The organism is Dolomitihabitans soli (assembly GCF_022213955.1).
GTDB classification, from domain to species: Bacteria; Actinomycetota; Actinomycetes; order Streptosporangiales; family Streptosporangiaceae; genus Streptosporangium_A; species Streptosporangium_A soli.
The window spans coordinates 1-24,413 of the sequence record NZ_JAKNTW010000032.1; the positions used below are offsets into that span (position 1 = coordinate 1).

General features: G+C 69.7%; 19 protein-coding genes. 12 read left to right on the plus strand and 7 right to left on the minus strand.

The genetic code is table 11. The annotated features are described in order from the left end of the window. Positions 1 to 292: 292 nt before the first annotated feature. Positions 293 to 547: a Tn3 family transposase gene (locus tag MBA17_RS39640; protein WP_238502882.1), complete on the minus strand. Its 255-nt coding sequence runs from the start codon at positions 545 to 547 to the stop codon at positions 293 to 295. Between the two features lie 332 nt (positions 548 to 879). Between MBA17_RS39640 and MBA17_RS39645 the strand changes: the two genes are divergently transcribed. From MBA17_RS39645 to cutA, 4 genes are all read left to right on the plus strand, one after another. Continuing rightward, on the plus strand, positions 880 to 3,483 hold the full coding sequence (locus MBA17_RS39645) for an alpha-L-rhamnosidase (protein WP_238502883.1): 2,604 nt from the start codon (positions 880 to 882) through the stop codon (positions 3,481 to 3,483). 104 nt (positions 3,484 to 3,587) lie between these two features. Next, the gene (locus tag MBA17_RS39650; RefSeq protein ID WP_238502884.1) at positions 3,588 to 5,174 is read left to right on the plus strand and encodes an FAD-binding oxidoreductase; all 1,587 of its coding nucleotides are present in this window, start codon (positions 3,588 to 3,590) and stop codon (positions 5,172 to 5,174) included. Between the two features lie 252 nt (positions 5,175 to 5,426). Then, complete coding sequence (locus MBA17_RS39655; RefSeq protein ID WP_238502885.1) at positions 5,427 to 7,595, plus strand: rhamnogalacturonan lyase family protein; 2,169 nt, start codon at positions 5,427 to 5,429, stop codon at positions 7,593 to 7,595. Between the two features lie 342 nt (positions 7,596 to 7,937). Beyond that, the gene (gene cutA, locus MBA17_RS39660) at positions 7,938 to 8,255 is read left to right on the plus strand and encodes a divalent-cation tolerance protein CutA (RefSeq protein ID WP_238502887.1); all 318 of its coding nucleotides are present in this window, start codon (positions 7,938 to 7,940) and stop codon (positions 8,253 to 8,255) included. Here the strand turns inward: cutA and MBA17_RS39665 are convergent. Continuing rightward, the gene (locus tag MBA17_RS39665; protein ID WP_238502889.1) at positions 8,194 to 9,498 is read right to left on the minus strand and encodes an NsdA family TPR-like regulatory protein; all 1,305 of its coding nucleotides are present in this window, start codon (positions 9,496 to 9,498) and stop codon (positions 8,194 to 8,196) included. The genes cutA and MBA17_RS39665 overlap by 62 nt on opposite strands. Before the next feature lie 524 nt (positions 9,499 to 10,022). On the opposite strand from MBA17_RS39665, the gene MBA17_RS39670 reads away from it, so the two are divergent. The 3 genes from MBA17_RS39670 to MBA17_RS39680 all read left to right on the plus strand — a co-directional run bounded on the left by MBA17_RS39670 (position 10,023) and on the right by MBA17_RS39680 (position 11,932). Beyond that, positions 10,023 to 10,226 (plus strand): hypothetical protein, encoded by a 204-nt coding sequence (locus MBA17_RS39670; protein ID WP_238502891.1) that lies wholly within the window; start codon positions 10,023 to 10,025, stop codon positions 10,224 to 10,226. 76 nt (positions 10,227 to 10,302) lie between these two features. After that, positions 10,303 to 10,602 (plus strand): hypothetical protein, encoded by a 300-nt coding sequence (locus MBA17_RS39675; protein WP_238502892.1) that lies wholly within the window; start codon positions 10,303 to 10,305, stop codon positions 10,600 to 10,602. Positions 10,603 to 10,687: 85 nt separating this feature from the next. Next, positions 10,688 to 11,932 (plus strand): MFS transporter, encoded by a 1,245-nt coding sequence (locus MBA17_RS39680; RefSeq protein ID WP_238502893.1) that lies wholly within the window; start codon positions 10,688 to 10,690, stop codon positions 11,930 to 11,932. Positions 11,933 to 12,011: 79 nt separating this feature from the next. Here MBA17_RS39680 and MBA17_RS39685 read toward each other — a convergent pair whose 3' ends face one another. Both MBA17_RS39685 and MBA17_RS39690 read right to left on the minus strand, forming a co-directional pair. Further along, positions 12,012 to 12,854 (minus strand): SDR family oxidoreductase, encoded by an 843-nt coding sequence (locus MBA17_RS39685; RefSeq protein WP_238502894.1) that lies wholly within the window; start codon positions 12,852 to 12,854, stop codon positions 12,012 to 12,014. Positions 12,855 to 13,023: 169 nt separating this feature from the next. After that, positions 13,024 to 13,836, minus strand: coding sequence for an alpha/beta fold hydrolase (locus tag MBA17_RS39690; protein ID WP_238502895.1), 813 nt, complete (start codon positions 13,834 to 13,836; stop codon positions 13,024 to 13,026). 65 nt (positions 13,837 to 13,901) lie between these two features. Here MBA17_RS39690 and MBA17_RS39695 point away from each other — a divergent pair, with 65 nt between their 5' ends. Then, entirely contained in the window at positions 13,902 to 14,450 is a 549-nt protein-coding gene (locus tag MBA17_RS39695) for a TetR/AcrR family transcriptional regulator (protein WP_238502896.1), read from the plus strand. A gap of 36 nt (positions 14,451 to 14,486) precedes the next feature. On the opposite strand, the gene MBA17_RS39700 is transcribed toward MBA17_RS39695, so the two are convergent. After that, positions 14,487 to 16,505 carry a HelD family protein gene (locus MBA17_RS39700; protein ID WP_238502897.1) on the minus strand — a complete coding sequence of 673 codons (2,019 nt, stop codon included), beginning with the start codon at positions 16,503 to 16,505 and terminating at the stop codon, positions 14,487 to 14,489. Between the two features lie 57 nt (positions 16,506 to 16,562). Between MBA17_RS39700 and MBA17_RS39705 the strand changes: the two genes are divergently transcribed. Continuing rightward, complete coding sequence (locus MBA17_RS39705) at positions 16,563 to 17,165, plus strand: TetR/AcrR family transcriptional regulator (protein ID WP_238502898.1); 603 nt, start codon at positions 16,563 to 16,565, stop codon at positions 17,163 to 17,165. A gap of 69 nt (positions 17,166 to 17,234) precedes the next feature. Here the strand turns inward: MBA17_RS39705 and MBA17_RS39710 are convergent, their stop codons facing one another. Beyond that, complete coding sequence (locus MBA17_RS39710; protein ID WP_238502899.1) at positions 17,235 to 18,191, minus strand: sulfite exporter TauE/SafE family protein; 957 nt, start codon at positions 18,189 to 18,191, stop codon at positions 17,235 to 17,237. 124 nt (positions 18,192 to 18,315) lie between these two features. Here MBA17_RS39710 and pip point away from each other — a divergent pair, with 124 nt between their 5' ends. The 3 genes from pip (at position 18,316) to MBA17_RS39725 (ending at position 21,112) form a co-directional block, all read left to right on the plus strand. Next, positions 18,316 to 19,269 (plus strand): prolyl aminopeptidase, encoded by a 954-nt coding sequence (gene pip, locus MBA17_RS39715; RefSeq protein ID WP_238502900.1) that lies wholly within the window; start codon positions 18,316 to 18,318, stop codon positions 19,267 to 19,269. Between the two features lie 86 nt (positions 19,270 to 19,355). Further along, the gene (locus MBA17_RS39720) at positions 19,356 to 20,306 is read left to right on the plus strand and encodes an ATP-binding cassette domain-containing protein (protein ID WP_238502901.1); all 951 of its coding nucleotides are present in this window, start codon (positions 19,356 to 19,358) and stop codon (positions 20,304 to 20,306) included. After that, positions 20,303 to 21,112, plus strand: a complete 810-nt coding sequence (locus MBA17_RS39725; RefSeq protein ID WP_238502902.1) for an ABC transporter permease — start codon at positions 20,303 to 20,305, stop codon at positions 21,110 to 21,112. The genes MBA17_RS39720 and MBA17_RS39725 overlap by 4 nt, the downstream gene beginning before the upstream one ends. A 152-nt stretch (positions 21,113 to 21,264) precedes the next feature. Here the strand turns inward: MBA17_RS39725 and MBA17_RS39730 are convergent, their stop codons facing one another. Beyond that, positions 21,265 to 24,393 carry an AfsR/SARP family transcriptional regulator gene (locus MBA17_RS39730; RefSeq protein ID WP_238502904.1) on the minus strand — a complete coding sequence of 1,043 codons (3,129 nt, stop codon included), beginning with the start codon at positions 24,391 to 24,393 and terminating at the stop codon, positions 21,265 to 21,267. Positions 24,394 to 24,413: the final 20 nt, after the last annotated feature.

Below are 24,413 nucleotides of genomic sequence, written 5' to 3' on the forward strand. Positions count from 1 at the left end.
TTAGGGTCATCGCGGGCTTCGGACTTTGTCATTCATGCAGAGAAATTTGTCAGTAGTGCACCGCCACACGTTGACTCCGCATCAGGCGAGCGCCCTGCGTGTGCCCGTCGAAGCCGTAAGGAGCTTCTGCGCCCCGCATAGCCACTCGTCGAGGACCTCTTCGACGGGAATGTCCTCGGGCCGCCAACGGGTGCATCACGAAATCTCCGGCATAGACAAGATCGGCCCGCAAGCAGCCAGGCAGCACACCACCAGTCTGCTCACCGAGCCGACCGCTGGATGACCTACGTGCCTAACATGCCTGACTGAGCAAATGCGGGTTGCCGGCCGCGTAGTTCTCCGCCCGCAGGTAGGTGTGGTCGACGTGGCCCAGCCGGTGCCGCTCCAGCGCGGGCACGCCCTTGACCCCGATCGGCGTGTAGGTGATGTTCAGCGCTTGGGCCGTCAGGCAGGCGGCCACCGAGATGTCGAGGTCCTCCAGATGGGAGGAGGCGCCCGACAGCGACGTCAGGGACGCCAGGAACTGTGGGCAACCCCTCCCGTCCACGATGAGCGTTCAAGGAAGGGCCGAGCAAGGCCGACTCCGCCCAGGCGGGGCAGTGACGGCTCCGGCATCCTGAGCGCTCGCGGCCGGGCGGGGGGTCCAAAAGGACTCCCGCCTTCGGCGTCAGGTCAATTTTGTGCTAACTCCGGTGCGCATCGGGCTATGAGCTGCGACATGGGGGGCGCATGATCCTGTCTCAGCAATTGAAACGATTTGCTCGGGGGCATGGAAGCGGCATATGCGCAGATCTGCGCAGTGGAGCGTCATCCCCCTGGACGAACCATTCAGGGCTTCGCAGGAGGCCTTGAGGGATGACATCGACAAGGAGTGCCTTCGTGTCCGTCACGCTCACGCCGTACGACCTGACCTGCGAGAGCCGTACGACCCCGCTCGGCCTGGACGAGAGCGCGCCGCGGTTGTCGTGGAAGCTGGCCGATCCGCGCGCCGGGCAGGCCCAGACCGCCTACCGGCTCCGCGTCGGAACGGTGTACGACAGCGGGGTCGTCGCGTCGTCGAACACCCTCGACGTCACGCCCGACGGGCTGGAGCTCGACCCGGAGACGCGGTACGACTGGACGGTCACCGTCTGGGACGCCGACGGGCGGGAAGGGGCCAGCGCGTCCTCGTGGTTCGAGACCGGGCTGATGGGCCCGGAGCGGTGGGCGGGGACGAGCTGGATCGAGCACGATCCGGCGGCCGACCCCGCCCTGGACCCGCCCACGTTCGGCGAACCGCTGCCCGAACGGCTGGACACGTGCCCGCCCGCCCGCCTGTTCAGGAAGGCGTTCACCGTAAGGGAACGCCCGGTCCGCGCCCGGCTGCACATCACCGCCCGCGGCCTCTACGTGCCCTTCCTCAACGGCGGCCGGGTGGGCGACGGCGAGCTGGCCCCCGGCTGGACCGACTACCGCCACCGCGTCCAGTACCAGACCTACGACGTCACCGACCTGGTCGAGGCCGGCCAGAACGTCGTCGGGGCCCAGGTCTCCGACGGCTGGTGGAGCGGCTACCTGGGCTTCGACCGGCGCCGCCACGCCGCGCACTACGGCGTGCGGCCGCAGCTCATCGCCCGCCTCGTGGTGGAGTACGGCGACGGCGGGCGCGAGGTCGTGGTCACCGACGGGTCGTGGCGCGAGAGCGACGGCCACATCGTGCACGCCGACCTGCTGATGGGCGAGGTCCGTGACGCCCGGCTGGAGCAGCCGGGCTGGGACCGCCCCGCCTTCGACGACTCCACCTGGCGACCGGCCCGGGTGGCGGGCGCCGACCACCAGACGCTGATCGGCATGCTCGACGAGCCGGTGCGCGTCATCGAGGACCTCCAGCCGGTCGCGGTGACCCCGCTGCCCGGCGGGCGGCTGCTGGCGGACCTGGGGCAGAACATGGTGGGCCGGGTCCGCCTGCTGATCCGGGGCGCGGCGGCGGGCACCAGGATCGCGCTCAGGCACGCCGAGGTGCTCGACGACGACGGCGAGCTGTACGTCGCCAACCTGCGATCGGCCGAGGCCACCGACGTCTACGTCACGGCCGGCCGTACGGAGGAGGTGTTCGAGCCCGCCTTCACCGTGCACGGCTTCCGCTTCGTGGAGATCACCGGCCATGCCGACGTCGAGGTGACCGGCAGGGTGATGCACAGCGACACCCGGTTCGTCGGCGAGTTCTCCTGCTCCGATCCCGACGTCGAGAAGCTCTGGGCCAACATCCGCTGGGGGCAGCGCGGCAACTTCGTCTCGGTGCCCACCGACTGCCCGCAGCGTGACGAGCGGCTCGGCTGGCTGGCGGACGCCCAGGTCTTCCTGCCCACGGCCTGCTACAACGCCGACGTCTCCGCCTTCTTCCGCCGGTGGCTGCTCGACGTCGTCGACGGGCGGTCGCCGCAGGGCGCGTTCCCCGACGTGGCCCCGGCCGTGGACCGCCCCGTGCTGAATCGGGAGGGCGCGCCGGGCTGGGGCGACGGCGGCGTGCTGATCCCCTGGCACCTGTACCGCGTCTACGGCGACCTGCGCACCCTCGGCCGTTGCTTCCCGGCGATGGCCCGCTGGGTCGACTGGATCGCCGAGGGCAACCCCGACCTCGTCTGGCGGCACCGCGTCGGCAACCACTACGGCGACTGGCTCCAGGTCGACGCGGAGACCCCGCGCGAGGTCCTGGCCACCGCCTACTTCGCCCGCAGCGCCGCCGTCGTGGCCCGCGCCGCCCAGGTGCTCGGACGTGACGACGACGCCAAGAGGTACGGCCGGCTGGCGGAGGAGATCGGTGCGGTGTACCGCGACTCCTTCGTGGCAGCGGACGGCGTCGTCAAGGGCGACACCCAGACGACCTACCTGCTGGCCCTCGCCTTCGACCTGCTGCCCGCCGACCTGGTCCGCCCCGCCGTGGACCGGCTCGTCGCCGCCATCGAGGCCAACGGCGACCGGCTCACCACCGGCTTCCTCGGCGTCGCCCTGCTCTGCCCGGTCCTGACCAGGTACGGCAGGACGGACGTGGCCTACCGGCTGCTCCACCAGACCGGCTACCCGTCGTGGCTCTACTCGATCAGGCACGGCGCCACCACGATCTGGGAACGGTGGGACGGCTGGACCGACCACGCCGGATTCCAGGCCGAGGAGATGAACTCCTTCAACCACTACTCGCTCGGATCCGTCGGCGAGTGGCTGTACGGGAGCGTCGCCGGAATCGACCAGTCGGACACCTCCATCGCCTACGACGACCTGGTCATCGCCCCGATCCCCGGCGGGAACCTCACCTCGGCCGCCGCCCGCTTCGACTCGCCGCGCGGCCCGGTCGCCACCGCCTGGACGCTCACCGGCGGGGTGTTCGACCTGGAGGTGACCATCCCGCCCGGCGTCCGCGCCGCCGTGCATCTTCCGATCGACGGCTCCCGCCACGAGATCGGCTCGGGGACCCACCGCTTCACCGTTTCCGACAAGTCCAACTAACTCTCCCAGGGGTGGGGTTGGCCCCACCCCCAGAGGGGATCTGGGTACCTTCCCGCGTCGTGGCCGCGACCGTAGCGTCGGTGGCGACGAAGGGGGTAGTGCCCATGAGCGGTGTGAGCAGGCGGGGTTTCATCGGTGGAACGGCGGCCCTGGGCGGGGCCGTGACGGTCGGCATGAGGTCCAAGGGAGCGCCGGAGGGAGCACCGCCGCTGGGGCCGGTGACCGTACGGCCGGGCGACCCGCGTTACGCGGACCTCGTGGTGCGCCGGACCAACCAGCGTTTCCGCCACGAGCCCGAATACTTCCAGGTGGTCGGCTCGACGGAGCAGGTCGTCAAGGCGGTGGGCGACGCCGTGCGCGCGGGCCGGCGGGTGACCGTCCGCAGCGGCGGCCACTGTTACGAGAACTTCGTCGGCGACGGCGCCCAGGTCGTCATCGACATGTGCGAGATGTCGGAGGTCTACTTCGACGAGCGGCGCGGCGCGTTCGCCGTCGAGCCCGGCGCGACGCTGATGCAGGCGTACCGGAAGCTCTACCTCGGCTGGGGGGTGACCATTCCGGGCGGGCAGTGCGGAGGCGTGGCCGCCGGGGGCCACATCGTCGGCGGCGCGTACGGCCCGCTGTCCCGGCTGCACGGGTCCGTGGTCGACTACCTGCACGCCGTCGAGGTGGTGGTGGTCGACGCCGCCGGCCGGGCGCGGGCGGTGGTGGCCACGAGGGATCCGAGCGACCCGAACCACGACCTGTGGTGGGCCCACACGGGCGGCGGCGGGGGCAACTTCGGGATCGTGACCCGATACTGGCTGCGCGATCCCAAGGCCAGGGGCGGCGACCCGACGCGGCTCCTGCCGAAGCCGCCCCCCGAGGTGTTGTCGAACGTGGTGGCGTGGGGATGGGAGGGGATGACCAAGGAGTCCTACCGCACCATGCTGCGCAACCACGGCGAGTGGCACGAGCGCAACAGCGCGCCCGGCTCGCCGGCCAACGCGCTGTGGAGCGTGTTGCTCATGTCCTCGGGCAAGGACGGCGGTCTCCTCTCCGCCAACCAGGCGGACGCCACCGCGCCGGGTGCGGAAGAGCTGTTGCAGGGGTACGTGAAGGCGCTCACCAAGGACGTGGCGGCCGAGCCGTACGTCTCGCCAGTCGAGCGGTTGCCGTGGTACCAGGCGGTGCGTTCCTTCGCGCTCGACGAGAGCCTGGAAACCGGGCTGTACAAGGGCAAGTCGGCCTACCTGCGGAAACGGTTCACCGACGAGCAGGCCGACACCGCCTACGACCACCTCGTCACCTCGGCGCCCGAGGGCGCGCAGGGCGGCCTGTGGCTGGCGTCCTACGGAGGGCAGGTCAACGCGGTGGCCCCGGGCGCGACGGCGATGCCGCAACGCGACTCCATCCTCAAGGCGATCTACCTGTCCACCTGGGAGAAGAACGACGAGAAGAACCTCGACTGGATCCGCGGGTTCTACCGGAAGATGTACGAGAAGACGGGCGGCGTGCCGGTGCCCGGCGACAACGCCGACGGGGCCTACATCAACTACCCGGATGTGGATCTCGCCGACCCGAAGTGGAACACCTCGGGGGTGCCCTGGCACACGCTGTACTACAAGGACAACTACCGTCGCCTCCAGCAGGTGAAGGCCCGCTGGGACCCGCGTAACGTCTTCAGGCACGGGCTGTCCGTCACCAAGTGACCTCTTCGCCGGGATCGGCCTGGCCACCCGTACGGCCGGGCCGGTCCTACGTAAATTTCAGAAACACTCATCTTCCGTGCGATGTCTGTCGCCCTGAGTGACCTGCGCGTTGGCATCGGTACGGCCGATCTCCTGTGGACGCGTTCGTTGACCCTCTGTTCTGACCCGGCCTAACTTTCCAGTCCCGTCCTTCAGGCGAGATTGGATACTCCGTTGAAACGATTTAATCGATGGCTGGCGGTGGGTGCGGTCATGGCCGTGGTCACGGCCGGGTCATGGCAGGCGGCTTCGGGAACCGCGGCCGGCTGCCGGGTCGACTACACCGTCGCCTCCGAGTGGAGCTCCGGCTTCACCGGCAACGTCACCGTCACCAACCTCGGCGACGCGCTCAACGGCTGGAACCTCGGCTGGGCCTTCACCGCCGGGCAGCAGGTCACCCAGGGCTGGAACGCCACCGTCACCCAGAGCGGCACCCAGGTCACCGCCGCCGACGCCGGCTACAACGCGAGCCTCCCCGCGGGCGGCAGCGCGACCTTCGGCTTCAACGCCACCTGGAACGGCACCGCCAACCCGGTCCCCGCCTCCTTCGCCCTCAATGGCGTGACCTGCACGGGAACGTCCACCCCCGACCCGACGCCGACGATCACCCCCACCCCGACGCCGACCTCCACGGTCATCCCCGCAGGCGCGAAACAGGCGGAAGACCTCAATCGCGGTTTGATCAGCGTCCGCTCGGGCAGTGGAAATCTTGTCAGCTGGCGCCTGCTGGGCACCGATCCGTCAGGCGTCAGCTTCAACCTGTACCGGGGCACGACGAAGGTGAACTCCTCGCCGATCACCGGTTCGACCAACCACTTCGACAGCGGCGCGGCCGACACCGCCTCCTACACCGTGCGGGCCGTGGTCGGCGGCGTCGAACAACCGGCCTCCGAGGCGTCGCTGCGCTTCGGCGACGGCTACCTCAACGTGCCGATCTCCCCGCCGGGCGGCGACTACGCGGCCAACGACGCGAGCGTGGGCGACGTCGACGGCGACGGCCAGTACGAGATCATCCTCAAGTGGGACCCGTCCAACGCCAAGGACAACTCCCAGAGCGGCGTCACCGGCAACGTCTACGTCGACGCCTACCGGCTGAACGGCCAGCGGCTGTGGCGCATCGACCTCGGCCGCAACATCAGGGCCGGGGCCCACTACACCCAGTTCCAGGTCTACGACTACGACGGCGACGGCAGGGCCGAGGTGGCCATGAAGACCGCCGACGCCACCGTCGACGGCACCGGCAGGGTCATCGGCAACGCAGGCGCGGACCACCGCAACTCCGGCGGCTACATCCTCAGCGGCCCCGAGTACCTCACCATGTTCAACGGCCTGACCGGCGCGGCCATGTCCACCGTCGACTACGTGCCCGGCCGCGGCACCGTCTCCTCCTGGGGCGACTCCTACGGCAACCGGGTGGACCGCTTCCTCGCCGGCACCGCCTACCTCGACGGCCAGCGCCCCTCGCTGATCATGGCCCGTGGCTACTACACCCGGGCCGTCGTCGCCGCCTGGGACTTCCGCAACGGCAGCCTGACCCGACGCTGGACCTTCGACTCCAACTCCTCGGGCAACGGCGCCTACGCCGGCCAGGGCAACCACCAGCTCTCGATCGCCGACGTCGACGCCGACGGCAAGGACGAGATCATCTACGGCGCGGCCACGATCAACGACAACGGCACCGGCCTGTACGCCACCGGCTACGGCCACGGCGACGCCCTGCACGTCGGCGACCTGATCCCGAACCGTTCCGGCCTTGAAATCTTCACCATCCACGAGTCCGGCAGCCAGCCCGCCGCCGACGTCCACGACGCCCGCACCGGCCAGGTCATCTGGAGCCGCCCCAACAACGGCGGAGCCGAAGGTCCGGGCCGCGGCGTGGCCGCCGACATCAACGCGGGCAGCACCGGCGCCGAGTTCTGGGGCTCGGGCACCAACATGTCCGGCGCCTACAACACCTCGGGCGGCTCCGCCGGCCGCCAGCCCTCCTCCGCCAACTTCCTGGCCTGGTGGGACGGCGACCCGGTACGCGAACTCGTCGACGCCACCCGAGTCGACAAGTACGGCACCAGCTCCGACACCCGCCTGCTGACGGCGAGCGGCGTCCACTCCAACAACGGCACCAAGTCCACCCCCTCCCTCTCCGGCGACCTGTTCGGCGACTGGCGCGAGGAGGTCATCTGGCCCACCAGCGACAACACCGCGCTGCGCGTCTACAGCACCCCCACCCAGACCGACCGCCGCATCGTCACCCTCATGCACGACCCCCAGTACCGGGTGGCCGTCGCCTGGCAGAACACCGCCTACAACCAGCCACCCCACCCGAGCTTCTTCATCGGCAACGGCATGAGCACCCCACCCACCCCCAACATCTACGTCCGCTGACCCACAGGCCCCACCACCACTCCCTGGGCCGCCAGGCGGCCCAGGGACCGCCCCTTCCTTCAGTACGGCATGCGCAAGCAGTACGGCATGCGCAAGCAGTACGGCATGCGCAAGCAGTACGGCATGCGCAAGCAGTACGGCATGCGCAAGCAGTACGGCATGCGCAAGCAGTACGGCATGCGTAAGTGATCGTCGGATCGGCGGCTGTCATCCAGAAGCTCGAAACCCTGGCCAGTCGTACGCGCGGCCGTCACGTTTGAGGGTGTCACCGCAAACGCTCGCCACCCCAAGGTCGTCCGGGACCGCCGACGTTCAGGCACCGCCCAAGGCTAGGCTCCACGCATGACTGAGTACGTGCAGGTGTCGACGACGACAGACAGTCGTGACACGGCGATGGACCTTCTCCGGTCGGCAGTCGAAGCGGAACTGGCGGCGTCCGGCCAGGTGTTCGGCCCGGCGACGTCGGTGTTCTGGCACCTCGGCAAGCTGGGTGAAGCCGAGGAGTGGCAGGTGGTGCTGAAGGCGACCGCTGCCCGCTACCCAGAGCTTGAGGCGCACCTGATAGCCCAGCACCCGTGGGACAACCCAGAGGTCACGTTCACCTCGATTGACGGCGGATCGACTGCATACCTGGACTGGCTGGGACGGACGACAACATAGCCGCACGCTCACGCACCTCGGCGACGAAGGGCAGCGACGCATGCCGTTCGAGTCGTTGCAGGACCGCGTGGATGCGTTGCCTTGGGCGTATCGACGCCACATCAACGGCAAGCTGGACGGACCGGCCGAGGACGGCGGCGGCCTGTTCGACCTCTCCACCATCGAGATGCGCTTCGGCCAGCCACGTCAGATAGAGCGCCTTATCCCTGGCATGTGTGTCGTCGAAGGTCGCAAGCGCATGCTCCAAGGCAGGTACGGCTCGCGATGGCCGATGCAGGACGCTCCAGCAGCGACCAGTCATGATCTGTAATTCGGTTTGATCAACCCACATAGCCCAATCGGGGTCAGGCTGGGAGCCGTGTTCTCCGAGCGCGGCAGCGGCTTTCGCCAGTGCTGCTTCCATTTCCCGCTGCTGTTCGGCGAGAGCATGCGCCCACGCGGCACGCTCGTACAGAAGCGTTCTTACTGCGGGGGGTGTTTCGTGGTCGGCGATACGGCACGCGGCATCTGCTTCCTTCGCTCCGGGCTGGCCTGTGCTGACCTTGAGGTATGCGAGGAACGCCAGTGAATTGGCGAGCAAGGACGTGTCCCCGGCGTCCGTGGCGGCCGACAGGCTGTGCTTGAAGAGTCGGCGCGCCTCGGGGTGCCAACCGGCGTCGAAGGCGGCCCAGCCTGCTTGCTGCGCCTGCTCGGCAGCCATGCCTAGAAGCGCCCGCCCTGTTTCGTCGGAATAGGTGGACTGGTCCAGAACGGTGCTGGTGGTGTCCAGTTCAGCAAGGTACAGCTGGTAGGTGTCGGCACCGCCGAGGATGTCGTCGAGGCGGCGAAGCCGGGCGATTCGTCTCCGCAGATGCTCGACCAATTCTCTGTTGACGCGCCGTCCTCGCGATAGCTGGGCGAGGGGCGCGGAGGCGAGGGCGAGGCCGGTTGCGGCGGCGGAGACACCAAGGAATTCTCGGCGAAGCACGTCATCATCATCCGCGCAATCAGGGGACATTGCGAATAGGGCGTCCTCGTCCATACCGAACACACGGCTGTAGAGCACGGGGTACGGGTCTTTCGGTTTGTGCCGTCCCGCCTCCCAGTCTTTGATCATGCGGATCAGGGAGTCTCGCGCGGGAAGTCGGGCGCGAGTGTGTTCGTCGGCGGCCTCGGCCAGCTCTTTTGCCATCTCACGTTGCGTCCAAAGGCGGCGACGCCGCTCATTGCGTAGCCGGTTTACCCAGGCCGGACGATTGTCCATCGGGTGCACCTCCGGATGGAGTCGGGGGCTGCCACGTCTCCCCTCGTGTCTCCCTCAGTCTCCCCTATTCGCACTGTCAGCGCTTGCCTACACACGGTGTGATGAGAGCGAAGCCGTAAATGGCGGGACCCGCAGGCGCTGATATCGCCATACGGGTCCCTTGATCGCACGTGGAGGTGCGACCCCATGGGACACAGTAAGGCAGCACGGCACACGACCGGGAGGCCGCAGGTCACCGTGCCCCGGCAGAGTTTCGACCGTGAGCGTCGCGCGGTAGCCGTTCGCCTGGATCTCCTTGAGCCCTCGTGGGTGGTGTGGTTCGGCGTGGGCTCTCGGCAGTTTTATGCCGTCCCCGTGTGGGACTGTCCGGGGCCATTGATCGTTCAATCGCTCGATGTCGAGGATCTTGTCGAGCAGATGCGCGCCGCCGAAGACGGAAGCCGCGTCCCCACCCGGTGAACGTCAACGACGAGCACCTCCACGTCTCCGCTTCACTTGGGATTCCCCACCGCGAGGTGCCCCTGATGTACGTGTGGGAGGTCGACGACGCCCACGGCCGGAAACGGTCCGGCGTCACCGGCTTCCGGCACCGCGCGGTCCTCGACCTGTTCCAGGCGATGTGCGGCATGCCCGATCCCGATGCCGCAGGGATACTACGCGCCGCGATGCTCGATGCCTTCGCCCGCCGACCCGCATACATCTACTCTCCGGTGCTCATGCGCCTCTAGCGCGACGAAGTCACCGGCGGGATCCGCGTCGAAGGCGGCGCCCCATGAACAGCGGATATGAGGCTGCTCCTGATTTATGCTCCACGCACCCGAACGCGCCTGCGGGTTGTCGTACGGCGCGCTCGACTGTGTGGAGGGCCACGCCTTCGATGTCGGCGTCTGGGCGTACGCTCCCGTCACTCCCACACAGATCGATGGGCTGCGGGCCGCCGAGGGCGTGGCGTTCGCCAAGCTCGTCGACGAGGTTCTGCAGGCGGGAGTGATCACGGTTGCTCTCGCCGTCGGCGACCGGCTTGACATGGCCGAGACCGTCCATCCCGAGCAGGTCAGGGGAGACGCGTACGGCGGAGTGATGGATGCGGCGGGTCGTCTATGAGGTCGTGAATCCGCCAGCTTGTGACCGGAGCGATTGATTGAGTAGCGGGACATCACTCTCAATTGACCGCTACAGGACGGAACTCATGTCCGCAGTCACCAGGTCCGTCGATGTCGCCGCCGCGCCGTCTCGATCGCCGTTGATAAGTTGGCTCGCCGTCGTCTCGGTGATGATGGGGATTTTTGCGATCGTCACCACCGAGATTCTTCCGATCGGGCTGCTGACCTCCATCGGGTCCACTTTTCATATCTCGGACGGCACGGCGGGTTTGATGATGACGATGCCGGGGATTCTCGCCGCCATTGCCGCCCCCTCGCTCACCGTGATGACCGGGCGAATGGATCGGCGATTGATGTTGTGCGCGCTGATGCTTTTGCTGGCATTGGCCAACTTTCTCGCCGCGGTGGCGCCGAATTACCTTGTCATGGTGATCTCCCGGGTGCTGGTCGGGCTCACCATCGGGGGATTCTGGTCCATCGGCGCCGGCCTTGCCGCGCGGCTCGTACCGCAGGAGCGGGTCGCCACGGCCACCGCCGTGATCTTCTCCGCCGTTCCGCTGGGTTCCGTACTCGGCGTCCCGGCGGGCACTCTGCTCGGGTATCTCGCCGACTGGCGGACGACGTTCCTCGTGATGGGAGTCTTCGCCGTGGGGGTGCTCGTCGCGCTGATCGTGCTGTTGCCCCCGCTGCCCGCCGTACAGGTGACCCGTCCGCAGGTTCTTCGTGGGTTGCTTCGTGGCGGTGGCACCCGGGCCGGGCTGGTGGTGACGTTCCTTGTGGTGATCGCCCACTTCGGCACCTACACCTATATGACTCCCTTCCTGCAGCAGGTCACTCAGGTCAGCCCAGAGCTGATCACCGTGTTCCTGCTGATTTATGGTGCCGCTGGAATTGTCGGCAATTTCGTCGCCGGTGCCGTGGTGCAACGCAGCCTGCGCGCCACGTTCACGGTCAGCGCATTCATGATCGCCGCCGCGGCCCTGCTGTTGCCCGTCATCGGTGATCGGGCCGTCGGGGCGATCGTGCTGCTGATCGTTTGGGGCCTCGCCTATGGGGCCGTGCCGGTCTGCTCGCAGATCTGGTTCTTCAAATCGGCCCCGCACGCACCGGAGGCGGCCTCCGTCATCTTCACCGCGTCATTCCAGGCGTCCATTTCCATCGGAGCCCTGGCCGGTGGATTCATCGTGGACACCACCTCCGTTTCGGCCGTCATGGCCCTCGGCGGAGCGATCGCACTTCTCACGGTGGTGGCGCTACGAGCTTTCCGTACGCCAGGCCAGGACGCGACGGCAGGAAGCCCGATTCGAGAAGTGAGCGGGACCAGGGCATGAGGTCGGCGCCGAGCGTGGACACGCACGTACCCCGGATCATGTCGCGCGCGGCGGAAGCGCCGCGCGCGATGGCTCGGCGTCAGGCGCCGAAGGCGGCTGCGTTCTCGCGCACCCACTGGGCGAACGTGCGGGCTGGTCTGCCGGTGACCTGTTCCACGGTCGGCAGCACGGTGTAGCCGGCCTCCGGCGGGTTGGTCCGCATGGTCAGGAAGAATTCGATGTCCTCGTCGGAGTAGCCGGTCTGGCGCCACCGCGCGACGGCCTCGTCCTTGGTGAGTTCGACGAAGCGGATGTCGCGGCCGAGGACTTCGCTGATCGTGCGCACCTGCTCCGCCGGGGTCAGCGCCGCCGGGCCGGTCAGCCAGTACTCCTGGCCGGCGTGGCCGTCGGTGGTCAGCGCGGTCGCGGCGACCGAGGCGATGTCCGCGTCGTGGATCATCGCGCTCCGGGCGTCGGCGAACGCCTCGCGGACGACGCCCTCGTTCTTCACGGACTCCGCCCACTCCAGGGCGTTGGACATGAACTCCACCGGCGCCAGGTGGGTCCACTCCAGGCCGCCGGCCTCGACGGCCTCCTCCAGCGGGCTCTTCGTCACGTCTCCCTTGAGGATCGTCACCTTGCGGACGCCGGCTTTCTCCGCCAGGTCCACGATCTCCGCGCCGTTGGTCAGCGGCGCGAAGTCCGCGCCGTTGAAGCTGATCAGGTGGGCGGCGCTCACACCGGCGAGGGCTTCGGCCAGGCTCGTGGTGTCGGTCAGGTCGCCGGCGACCGCCTCGGCGCCCGCGGGGAGGTTCGCCTTGGCCGGGTCGCGGGTGAGGGCGCGGACCCGGTGCCCGGCGGCCAGCAGTTGCTCCACGAGAGGGCGGCCCACGTTGCCGGTGGCGCCGGTCACAAGAACGGTAAGAGAGGTTCTGTCGGTCATGGCGGAGACGCTATGAGCATTGGCGGTCAGCTCCTGTCCGCGATCGGCGCGAGAGCACACTCAGCCCGACCGCCGGATCTGCCGGAAGGAACCGGTCAAGCGTTCCTGGGCGGGGCCAACGGCTGTTCGGCGAAGGATGTAGATCTTCTGGTGGGACTGCGATCTGTGGCTATGGCCTGGGAGTTCGATGATCTGCCGAGCTCAGCTTGTCGGCGGCCGGGCCGGTGGGAAGCGGGATGGGCGCTGCTGGGGCCCGGGACGGCGTCGCCACCGTCTCCAGCGGTTCGCGAAGCTCCTCGGCGAAGTCGCCGAGCAGCCGGGCAAGCCGTGCGGTCTCGACGAGCAGTCCCACGTGTCCTCGCCGGGGAACCACGATCAACCGGCCCTGGCGACATGCCCCAAGGAACTCCCGCTCGTTCACCCTGAACGGATCACGTGAGCCGTTGACCAGCCAGACTCGCCCCGGATAGGCCGCAAGGGCGGCGAGTTGGTCGTGCGCCGCCACCGCCTCGACGGCCGCCGGCATGACCTCGCAGGAGAATCCGCCCGTCATGACCGCCCTCCCCACTGTCCGCGGCAACGCGACGGTGAAACCGAGGGCACTGATCCGGTTGGCGACCTCGGGATTCCGCGCCGCCAGGGCCGCCGCACGGCGGTAGAAGCGCAGATGGGCATGATCCGGCAGCGCCGTACAGCCCATGGGGACCAGTCCGGCGACACGTCCTGGAAAGCGCTCAGCGGTTGCAATCGCGACATATCCCCCGAGCGAGAGCCCTGCCACCAGGGCACGCCCACCCACCTCGTCGATCGCGCCCGCCACTGCCGCCACCGCGCCTTCCATGGTGAACGACTCGCCCCTGCGCAATCCGTGTCCCGGTAGGTCGATGGCTTTGATCGGGTTGCTGGTGATTCGGGCCATCACCGGATTCCACATGGTGCGGCTCACTCTGATTCCGTGGATCAGCACGATCGGCACGGTCATCTGCTTCCCTTCTCGACTAAACGCAACGCGACGTTGCGTTGTGTTCGGATGATACGCTCATCCTCATGGCACCGCGCAAACAGCAGCAGATCTTCCGCGCCACGCTGGCGATGCTGGCCGAGAAGGGTTACGAGGGTCTGACCGTTGAAGGGGTCGCAGAGCGTTCAGGGGTCAACAAGACGACGATCTACCGCTGGTGGCCTTCGAAGTCCGCGCTTCTCGGCGCTGCGCTGCTGGAGTCCGACCTCCTGGAGTTCGACGCTCCTGACACCGGCACGCTTCATGGCGACCTCGTCGCCCTCACCCGCCAGATCGTCACACTGCTCACCGAGCCGCCCGCCGCCGACATCGCCGTGGCCGCTCTCGGCGCCGCCGTACGCACTCCTGAACTGGCATCGAGCGCACGCACCTTCTTCGCCGAACGGTTCGCCCGGGAGAGTGTGATCTTCGAGCGTGCGCGTGAACGGGATGAGCTACCCGTGCACGCCGATCCGCTATTGATCATGGACCTGCTGGCCGGCGCCGTCTGGATGCGCACCGTCTTCCGCCAACTCCCGCTCGAACCCGGCTTCGCCGAGCATGCGGTCACTACGGTGCTGTCGGGAGTGGGGTAGCCCCTCGGTCGCGGCACCGACCGACGTTGCGACGTCCTAGGGCATGGGGTCGGTGACCAGGCCGGGTGGGAGGGGGCGGGTGTGGAGGATGTCGAGGCGGGAGACGGCTCGGGTGAGGACGACGTAGAGGCGGTTCATGCCCCGGGTTTCCGATTCGGTGATGGCCGCGGGTTCGGCCACCACCACGTGGTCGTACTCCAGGCCCTTGGCCATGGCGGCGGGGACCGCGGTGACGCGCCCGTCGCCGTCGCCGGGGGCGGCGATGTCGAGGCCGAGTTCGGCGCGGAGCCTCGCGGTCAGGGGGGCGAGGTCGGCGTCGGCGGCGATGACGCCGATGGAGCCCTCGTGGGAGAGGGCCTCGCGGACCGCGGTGACCGTCGCGGCGGCCAGGTCGGGCACCTCGCGGATCTGGAGTCTGCCGTCGGTGCGGAAGGAGCGGGTGGCGGGCACGTCCACATCCAGCGCGTGGAGGAGCCGGTTGGCGATGGTGACGACCGCGGCGGGCACCCGGAATCCGGTGGTCAGGGCGATGACCTCGGCGCCCGGCTTGCCGAAGTGGGTGAGGCTGTCGTGCCACTCGCGGGCCGCCCACGGCGTGGTGCCCTGGGCCAGGTCGCCGAGCACGGTGATCGAGCCGTGCTCGCTGCGCCGTGCGATGGCCCGGCACTGCATGGCCGACAGGTCCTGCGCCTCGTCGACGATCACGTGGCCGTAGCCCTGCGGCCGTTCGAGCAGCCCGGCCACCTCGTCGATGAGCACCGCGTCCGCCGCCGACCACCGGGCGCTCTTGTAGCTGCGCGGCGGCTTCGCCCACGCGATCGCGTCCTGCTCGTCGGCGGTGAGCGTGTCCTTCGCCGCCGCGGCCAGCGCCGCCCGGTCGCCCAGCAGCCCGGCCACGACCTCCTCCGGCCGTACGGCGGGCCAGACCGTGTCGAGGAACGGGACGACCGCCCTGCCCATCTTCCGGGTCCAGATCGCCCCCGGCATCCGCCCGCGCGCCTCGGCCTGCCGCTGGAGCAGCCCGACGGCCCGTGACAGCACCCGTTCGCGGCCCACGCCGTACGGCAGGGCCTCGCGCCTGGTGTCGTCGACGATGCGCCGCAGTTGATCCTCCGTGACCCGCCACCGGTAGGAGCCGTCGGGCACGCTGACCGGCTCGGCGGGTCTGCGGATTCGTGCGTAGAGGGCGCGCCGCAGCACCGCCGCCATGCGCACGTCGTGTTTGATCGTCGCGGTCGTGTCGTCGTCGGCGGCCCGGATCTCGACGCGGCCCAGCAGGTGTTCCATGGTGGTCTGTTCCACGTCCACCTCGCCGAGGGCGGGCAGGACCGCCGAGATGTAGCCGAGGAAGGCCCGGTTCGGGCCGAGGATCAGCACGCCGCCGCGGGAGAGCCGGCGGCGGTGCGCGTAGAGGAGGTAGGCCGCGCGGTGCAGGCCGACGGCGGTCTTGCCGGTACCCGGTGCGCCCTGGACGCAGATCGACTCCTCCAGGACGGCTCTGACCAGCTCGTCCTGTTCCGGCTGGATGGTGGCGACGATGTCGCGCATCGGGCCGACGCGCGGGCGTTCGATCTCGGCGGTCAGGAGGCGGCTCGCCGTGCCCGTCTCCTGGCCCTTGGCGAGGTGTTCGTCTTCGAAGCCGGTGAGGTGGACGGAGTTCCTGGCCCAGCCGAAGCGCCGCCGTACCGAGATGCCCTGGGGGTCGCGGCCGCCGGCCTTGTAGAACGCGCGGGAGACGGGGGCGCGCCAGTCGATCACGACCGGTTGCTCGCCGGTGTCGCCCGACAGGTGTCTCCTGCCGATGTAGTAGCGGTGGCCGGAGTGGTCGCCGGCGTCGGGGCCGAAGTCGAGGCGGCCGAAGAACGGCGGGCCGTCCGGCGCCTCGCTCAGTTCCTTGGCGAGACTCTTCAGGTGACGGCCCAGCCGTTCCGCGCTGTAGCGGTCGCCGGCCACCTGCTCGCCGATGATCACGTTGTTCTGTGCGCCGTCGATCATCCGGCGGATCGCTGTCCGGCATTTCTCCAGGTAGGCCCGTTCATCGTCCAGTTCAGGCATGTCAGCACCTCTCTTAACCCGGTCAATAGTTTAACTCGGTTAAGGTATGCTTCTGCCATGACGGGATTGCGGGAACTCAAGAAGCGGCGGGTGCGCGATGCGATCTCGGCGGCGGCGATCACGCTGTTCCTTGAGCGCGGGTTCGACGAGGTCTCGGTGGCGGAGGTGGCGCAGGCGGCGGAGGTGTCCAAGCCGACGCTGTTCAAGTACTTCGCGACCAAGGAGGATCTCGTCCTGTTCCGGATCGCCGACCATCGGGGCGAGTCGGCGCGGGTCGTACGGGATCGGGCCGAAGGGGAGACGCCGCTGGCCGCGCTGCGACGGCACTTCCTCGACGGGCTGGCCGCGCGCGATCCGGTCACCGGGCTCAACGACCACCCGGGGGTGCTCGGCTACCACGGGATGGTCTTCAGCACGCCGAGCCTGCTGGCCAGGGGGTTCCAGCACATCGCCGGGGAGGAGGACGCGCTCGCCGAGGAGTTGGGCGGCGATCTGACCGCCCGGCTGGTGGCCGCGCAGGTGCTCGCCGCCCAGCGGGTGCTGGCGAGGGAGACCTGGCGGCGGCTCTCGGACGGCGAGCGCGCCGACGACGTCTACCCGGAGGCCGTCTGGGCGGCCGAACACGCGTTCGCCCTGCTTGAGTGCGGCGTGGGGAGCTGAGCGAGGGGGCGGGGACGAGTCGAGGCCCCCACCGCTGGAGCGGTGAGGGCCTCGATGGCGAGGGGGTCGTCAGGACGTGGTGGCGGGGGTCTTGTCCTCGTCGACGGGGCGCGGCTCCGCGCCGGCTTCGAGCGCTTCGATCGCCTCGACGGACTCGTTCCGGCGGTCGGCGCGGTATTCGCGGACGGAGTAGGCGATGGCGCCGACCCAGATGAGGGCGATGATGATGTAGGCGACCGTCTGGACGCCGCTGGAGGCGTCGATCCAGTCGCTGCGCAGCAGGGTCCTGACGTTGGTGAGGATGATCACGCCGCCCACGGCGGAGCCGAGGATGCGCGGCGGGATGTGCCGGACCAGCCAGGCGGCGATGGGGGCGGCGATGACCCCGCCGAGCAGCAGCACGCCGACCCAGGCGAAGTTGATGTTCTCCGAGCCGATGCCGAACAGGAAACCGACGCTGGCGGCGATGGCGACGAGGAACTCGCTGGCGTCGATGGAGCCGATCACCTTGCGCGGGGCCAGCCGGCCGCTGGCGAGGATGGCGGGGGTGCCGACCGGTCCCCAGCCGCCGCCGCCGGTGGCGTCGACGAAGCCGGCGACCAGGCCCAGCGGCGCGAGGAATCGCTTGCGCAGGGGCTTGCCCAGGTTGCCGCGCGGCAGGCCGAAGGCGGTGAACCGGATCAGGATGTAGACGCCCAGTGAGAGCAGGATGATCGACATGACCGGGGCGGCGAGCTCGGTCGAGAGGTTGGAGAGGAAGGTGGCGCCGGCGAACGCGCCGACGGCACCGGGGATGCCGATCTTGGCGACGACCTTCCAGTCCACGTTGTTGAAGCGCCAGTGCGAGATCCCCGAGGCGAGGGTGGTGCCGATCTCGGCGAGGTGGACGGTGGCCGACGCCGCGGCCGCGTTGGTGCCGATGGCGAGGAGCAGCGTCGTCGAGGTGACGCCGTAGGCCATGCCCAGGCTCCCGTCGACGAGTTGTGCGGCTAGGCCGACCAGGCCCAAAAGGATGAGCGCGCGCACATCTACCCCTTCCTACTATTCCTACTCTAAGGATAGGGATAATCGTCTTTCATGGGGAGGGGTTCCGTCAAGTCGGTACATAAGGTCAAGGGGGACAGTCAGAAACGATCAGGAGGTCCCCCCGGTGCGAACGCTCTTCCCGGAGATCGAGCCGTACGACGAGGGCATGCTGGAGGTGGGCGACGGGCAGCGGATCCACTGGGAGCTGTGCGGCAACCCCGACGGCAAGCCCGCCGTGTTCCTGCACGGCGGTCCCGGCGGCGGCATCGTGCCCGTCCACCGGCGGCTGTTCGACCCGGAGGCGTACCGGATCCTGCTCTTCGACCAGCGAGGATGCGGGCGGAGCACGCCGCACGCCGGCGCCCACGACGTCGATCTCTCCGTCAACACGACCTGGCACCTGGTCGACGACATCGAGCGGCTGCGCGAGATGGCCGGCGTGGAGCGGTGGCTGGTGCTCGGCGGCTCGTGGGGGAGCACCCTCGCGCTCGCCTACGCCCAGACCCATCCCGGGCGGGTCACCGAGCTGATCACGCGGGGCATCTTCATGGTCCGCCAGAAGGAGCTCGACTGGGTGATCAGGCAGGGCGTGTCCTTCCTCTTCCCAGCGGAGTGGGAGCGGTTCCTGGCCCCCATCCCCGAGGAGGAGCGTGGCGACCTCTTCGCCGCCTACCACCGCCGCATCACCGACCCCGATCCCACGGTGCGCACCAAGGCGGCCGTCGCGTGGAGCGTCTGGGAGGGGACGATGACCTATCTCAGGCCGCGCCCCGAGGCCGTCGCCATGCACGCCGACCCTGCGTTCGCGCTCGCCTTCGCCCGCATCGAGACCCACTACCTCGCCAACCACGGCTTCCTCGCCGAGGACCAGCTGCTGCGCGACGCGGGCAGGCTGCGCGACATCCCCGGCGTGATCGTCCAGGGCCGTTATGACATGTGCACGCCTCCGGTCACCGCCTGGGAGCTGCACCGCGCCTGGCCGGAGGCCGAGTTCCACCTGGTCGAGGAGGCCGGCCACGCGGGCGACGAGCCCGGCATCCTGCACCACCTCATCGAGGCCACCGACCGCTTCCGCTGATACGCGCTGCCAGCCGCCTGCCAGGTCGCTGACAGCGGGTTCCGGAATCGTGAGAGCACAAGCACTCACGGGGAGGAACACCTCAGATGACCCATGCCTTCGAAGCCGAAGGGCTGGTCAAGCGATACGGCAAGACGACCGCGCTGGCGGGGATCGATCTGGCGGCGCGCCGGGGGACGGTGCTCGGCGTACTCGGGCCCAACGGCGCGGGAAAGACGACGGCCGTGCGCATCCTGGCCACCCTGCTGCGCCCCGACGAGGGCCGCGCGGCGGTAGCCGGCCTGGATGTCGTACGGCACGCCGCCAAGGTGCGCCGCCTGATCGGCCTGACCGGGCAGTACGCCTCGGTGGACGAGGACCTGACCGGCACCGAGAACCTGGTCCTGATCGGTCAGTTGCTCGACCTGCGCCGACCGGCCGCCAAGAGCAGAGCGGCGGAGCTGCTGGCCGACTTCGGGCTGGCCGAGGCGGCGGACCGGCCCGCCAAGACCTACTCCGGTGGCATGCGCCGCCGGCTCGACCTGGCCGCCAGCCTCGTCGGCCGCCCCGACGTCATCTACATGGACGAGCCCACCACCGGCCTCGACCCGACCAAGCGGGAAGACGTGTGGAACATCATCCGCAACCTGCTCAGCGACGGCGTCACGGTGCTGCTGACCACGCAGTATCTGGAGGAGGCCGACGCGCTGGCCGACGACATCTCGGTGATCGACCACGGCAGGGTGATCGCGCATGGCACCCCCGCCGAGCTCAAACGGATCGTCGGCGGCCAGACCATCCTGATTCGCCCCGCCGACCCCGATCGGCTGGCGGAGGCCGCCACGCTCCTCGGCGCGATCGCCGGCCGGACACCGGAATCGCCCAGCCGGGGCGTGATCACCGTCCCGGTCGACGGCGACGCCGCCTTCACCGAGGTCGTCCGCGGGCTCGACCGCCAGGGCATCGCCGTCACCGAACTCTCCCTCCGGCTGCCCAGCCTCGACGAGGTCTTCTTCACGCTCACCGGCCGCCACACCGACGAGGAGGCAGCGGCATGACCATCGTCGCCGATCGCGGCACCACCCCCACCGGCCTGGCAGAACGCCCCTTCGGGCTGGTACGGCACAGCCTCGCCCTCGGCAGGCGGAGCCTGATCAAGACGCTGCGCACCCCCGAGCAACTCCTGGACGTGACCCTGCAGCCGGTCGTCTTCGTCGTCATCTTCGTCTACCTGCTCGGTGGCGCGGTATCCGGTTCCACGGATGACTACCTGCAGTTCCTGCTGCCGGCGATCATGGTCCAGACGGTCCTGTTCGCCGCGCCGGCGACCGGGGTGGGGCTCAACACCGACATCAAGAAAGGGGTCTTCGACCGGTTCCGCAGCCTGCCGATCGGCCGGTCGGCACCGCTGATCGGATCGGTGCTCGGCGACCTGATCAGGTATGTGGTGGCGATGGCCTCGCTGCTGGCCTTCGGTTCTCTGATGGGGTTCAGGATCCAGACCGATCCGTTCTCCGCGCTGGCCGCGTGCCTGCTCACGATCCTGTTCGCGTTCTGCGTGAGCTGGGCGTTCGTGTTCCTGGGCGTGCTCATGCGCGAGCCGGGCGGCGTGCAGGGGGTGGCGTTCATGTTCATGTTCCCGCTGACCTTCGGCACCAGCATGATCGCGCCGGTGGACACGCTGCCGGGCTGGCTGCAGGCATGGGTGAGCGTCAACCCGGTCGCCCACGTGATGGACGCCAACCGGGGGCTGATGCTGGGCGGCCCGGTGGCGGGGCCGGTGGCCTGGACGCTGCTGTGGTCGGCCGGGCTCCTCGCGGTCTTCGCGCCGCTGGCCGTACGGGCGTACCGGCGGCGGGCTTGAGAGGCCGGGCTTGAGACGGCGGGCTTGAGACGGCGGGTCTGAGGTGGCGGGCTTGGGACGGCGGGTCTGAGGCAGGGTCTGAGGCAGGGCCTGGGGGCTGGCTGGGGCGTCGGGCGGGGGCTCGGGTTTCCCGCGCTGCCGGCCGTACGCGGTCAGAGGTGCTTGACCTGGGCCAGGGCGTCGGCTCGGGACAGGCCGCTGCCGTGGGCGTAGGCGGCGGTGAAGGCGGCGTCGCCCAGTTCGGCGCGGAGGCGGTCGATCAGCCGGGCCACGTCGGGGTTGAACCGGTCGGGGGCGCCGCGGAGCTGTTCGGCCGCGCCGAGTGCCACCGCGGCCGTCCGGAACTCGCCGAGGCAGGCCCACCTTGCCGACACGGCGACGCTCAGCTTCGCCACGACCGGCATGTCCTTCGTTTCGAGCGCGTACTCGACACCCCGTACGGCCAGCCGCCCGGCGGCCTCCGGATCTCCCCGGTCGACCGCCAGGTGCGCCCGCGCGGCCAGGACCAGGGCCCGGAACTGCGGCGCGACGAAGGACGACTCCTCGATGAGGTGCGAAGCCCGTTCGTACTGGTCGGCCGCCTCGTCCAGATCACCGTCGATGCGGGCCAGATCGCCGAGCGAGAGCCGGGCGAACGCGATGTTCCGGGCGGCGAACCGGCGCTCGCCGGGCTCGATCATCTCCAGCAGTTCGGCACGGGCCTTCGCCATGTCGCCCTGCCGGATCCGCACGCTGGCGAGCCAGATCTTCTGGTGGCCGAAGTCGTCGTCGGGATTCAGCTCACGAGTGAGCTTGATCGCCTCCTCCAGTGCCGGGATGGCGCCGTCGAAGTCGCCGAACAGCGAGTGCGCCTCCGCCAGTGAGGTCAGCGCCATGCTGAGCGCCCACCGCTCGCCCATGGCGCGCAGTTCCGCGACGGAGGCGACGAGGTCCATTCGTGAGCCCGCCATGTCGCCGTCGTTCTCCTTGAGGGCGGCCCGGATCGTGAGCAGGACTCCGCGCACCCACGGGTCGGGGTGCCCCAGCCTCTGCCCGATCACGGACAGGCCCAGCTCGATGTCGTCGGTGAACAGCGCGAAAACCGGTTCGATCACGAGGAGGACGGGGTGGCTCCGCGGGACCCCGGCGGCGACGCTGATGGCCCGCATGCGCTCGGCCACCCCCTCCAGCCGGGCGTAACCGCCGGTGATGGCCTTGCTGATCAGGAAGAGGGCGGTGACGATCAGCCGCGCCTGCTCGGGGCTCTCGCCGGGCACGTCCAGTGCGAGGCGGAACCAGCCCACCGCCTCCACATGGTTGCCGCGAATCGTCCAGAACATGCCCAGCGCCGCGGCCAGCCGTACCGCGGTGTCGGCGTCGCGGGCGTCGGCGGCGAAGTGCAGCGCGGCGAGCAGGTTGTCGCGCTCGGCGAGCAGTCGATGGATCCAGCGGAGCTGGTCCACGCCGCGCAGGTGCGGTTCGGCCCGCTCGGCCAGCTCCAGGAAGTAGGCGGCGTGCGCGGCGCGGAGCTCGGTGACCCGGCCGCTTCGGGCCAGACGCTCCAGGGCGTACTCCCTGATCGTCTCCAGCATCCGGTAGCGCGGGCCTTCGCCCTGCTGGAGGAGCGACTTGTCGACCAGCGCCGCAAGCAGGTCAAGGTTCCCGCCCAGGTGCTCGGCCGCCTCGGTGGTGACCCCCGCGGGGAAGACGGCCAGCGCCTCAGCGAACCGCCGTTCCTCGTCGTCGAGCAGCTCCCAGCTCCAGTCGACCACCGCGCGCAACGTCTGGTGCCGGGGCAAAGCCGTACGGCTGCCGCCGCTCAGCAACCGGAACCGGTCGTCGAGCCGCTCGGCCACCTGGTCCAGCGTGAGGGAGCGCAACCGGGCGGCGGCCAGCTCGATCGCCAGCGGCAACCCGTCGAGCCGCCGGCAGACCTCCACCACCAGCGCGGTGTTGTCGCCGGTGAGCCGGAACCCCGGCCGGACCGCGGTCACCCGGTCGAGGAACAGCCGCACGGCCGGGCTTCCCTCGGGAGGAACGCCGGGCACGGGCAGCGGGAGCGGCGGCACGGGACACAGCGCCTCGCCGAGGATGCCCAGCGGCTCCCGGCTGGTGGCGAGCACCCGTAGCCGGGGGCAGCGGCCCAGCAGTTCCTCGGCCAGGCGCGCGACCGGGTCGATGAGGTGCTCGCAGTTGTCGAGCACCAGGATGGGCTCGCCGATGGACAGCGCCTCGACCAGGCGGGCGAGCGTGGCCGGCGCCGCGGCCGGCGTGGGCGAGCGGTCGAGATAGCCGTCGCCCAGCGCGCCGAGCACGGCCTGCGGCACGTCGTCGGGGTCGGTCACCGATGCGAGCTCCACCAGCCAGGTCGCGTGCGGCGAGTCGGCGGCGACGGTGGTGGCGAGCCGGGTCTTGCCGGCCCCGCCAGGGCCGACCAGGGTCACCAGGCGGCTCTCCTTGAGCTGCCTGCCGATCCGCTCGATCTCGGGGGCCCGGCCGACGAAGCTGGTGAGCGGGGTACGCAGGTTGCCTCGCGGTCTCGCCGCCGCCCGCAGCGACGGGTCGGCGCGCAGCACCGCGAGGTGGGTTCGCTGGAGCTCGGGCCCCGGATCGACGCCCAGCTCGCCGGCCAGCCGCCGCCGGAAGCCCTCGTAGTCCTCCAGCGCCTCCGCCTGCCGTCCAGCCGCGTAGAGCGCGCGGAGGAGCAGGTCGCGCAGCCGCTCGCGGAGGGGGTGCCTGGCGGTCAGGTCCTGGAGTTCGGCGACGAGACGGGCGTGCCCGCCGTTGGCCAGCTCGGCCTGGACGCGGTCCTCGGTCGCGACGAGCCACGCCTCGTCGAGCCAGGTGACGGCCGAGGCGGCGAAGGGGGCCTCGGTCACGTCGGCGAGCGCGCGGCCACGCCAGAGGCCGAGCGCCTCGTTCAGCCGCCTCGCCGCGGTCTCCGGGTCGCCGTCGTCGAGCGCACGGCGGCCCTCGCCGGCCAGCCGCTCGAACCGGTACGCGTCGATGGCCTCCCTGGGCACGTCGAGCCGGTAGCCACCGGGATCGGAGCGCACCAGATCCGCGCCGGGAAGCACCCGGCGCAGCCGGGAGACCAGCGACTGCAACGCGTTGGCCCGGTCGGCCGGCTGGGAGTCGCCCCACAGCGAGTCGGTCAGCTGGTCGAAGGTGACCAGGCGGCCGGGGTCGAGGGCGAGCCTGACGAGCAACGCGCGCAGTCTGGCGCCCCCGACCTCGACGACCTCGTCACCGGCCGAGTCACCGGCGGAGACCTTGAGCGGACCGAGGATGTCTATCCGCATGAGGCCGCGCGCCGCCGGAG

Coding starts and splice junctions, on each gene's coding strand:
- MBA17_RS39670 (WP_238502891.1), top strand. CDS start 10,023: ATGTACGTGTGGGAGGTCGACGACGCCCACGGCCGGAAACGGTCCGGC.
- MBA17_RS39695 (WP_238502896.1), top strand. CDS start 13,902: ATGGCACCGCGCAAACAGCAGCAGATCTTCCGCGCCACGCTGGCGATG.
- MBA17_RS39705 (WP_238502898.1), top strand. CDS start 16,563: ATGACGGGATTGCGGGAACTCAAGAAGCGGCGGGTGCGCGATGCGATC.
- MBA17_RS39730 (WP_238502904.1), bottom strand. CDS start 24,393: ATGCGGATAGACATCCTCGGTCCGCTCAAGGTCTCCGCCGGTGACTCG.
- MBA17_RS39685 (WP_238502894.1), bottom strand. CDS start 12,854: ATGACCGACAGAACCTCTCTTACCGTTCTTGTGACCGGCGCCACCGGC.
- MBA17_RS39690 (WP_238502895.1), bottom strand. CDS start 13,836: ATGACCGTGCCGATCGTGCTGATCCACGGAATCAGAGTGAGCCGCACC.
- MBA17_RS39680 (WP_238502893.1), top strand. CDS start 10,688: ATGTCCGCAGTCACCAGGTCCGTCGATGTCGCCGCCGCGCCGTCTCGA.
- MBA17_RS39650 (WP_238502884.1), top strand. CDS start 3,588: ATGAGCGGTGTGAGCAGGCGGGGTTTCATCGGTGGAACGGCGGCCCTG.
- MBA17_RS39725 (WP_238502902.1), top strand. CDS start 20,303: ATGACCATCGTCGCCGATCGCGGCACCACCCCCACCGGCCTGGCAGAA.
- cutA (WP_238502887.1), top strand. CDS start 7,938: ATGACTGAGTACGTGCAGGTGTCGACGACGACAGACAGTCGTGACACG.
- MBA17_RS39700 (WP_238502897.1), bottom strand. CDS start 16,505: ATGCCTGAACTGGACGATGAACGGGCCTACCTGGAGAAATGCCGGACA.
- MBA17_RS39665 (WP_238502889.1), bottom strand. CDS start 9,498: ATGGACAATCGTCCGGCCTGGGTAAACCGGCTACGCAATGAGCGGCGT.
- MBA17_RS39720 (WP_238502901.1), top strand. CDS start 19,356: ATGACCCATGCCTTCGAAGCCGAAGGGCTGGTCAAGCGATACGGCAAG.
- MBA17_RS39655 (WP_238502885.1), top strand. CDS start 5,427: ATGGCCGTGGTCACGGCCGGGTCATGGCAGGCGGCTTCGGGAACCGCG.
- MBA17_RS39675 (WP_238502892.1), top strand. CDS start 10,303: ATGCTCCACGCACCCGAACGCGCCTGCGGGTTGTCGTACGGCGCGCTC.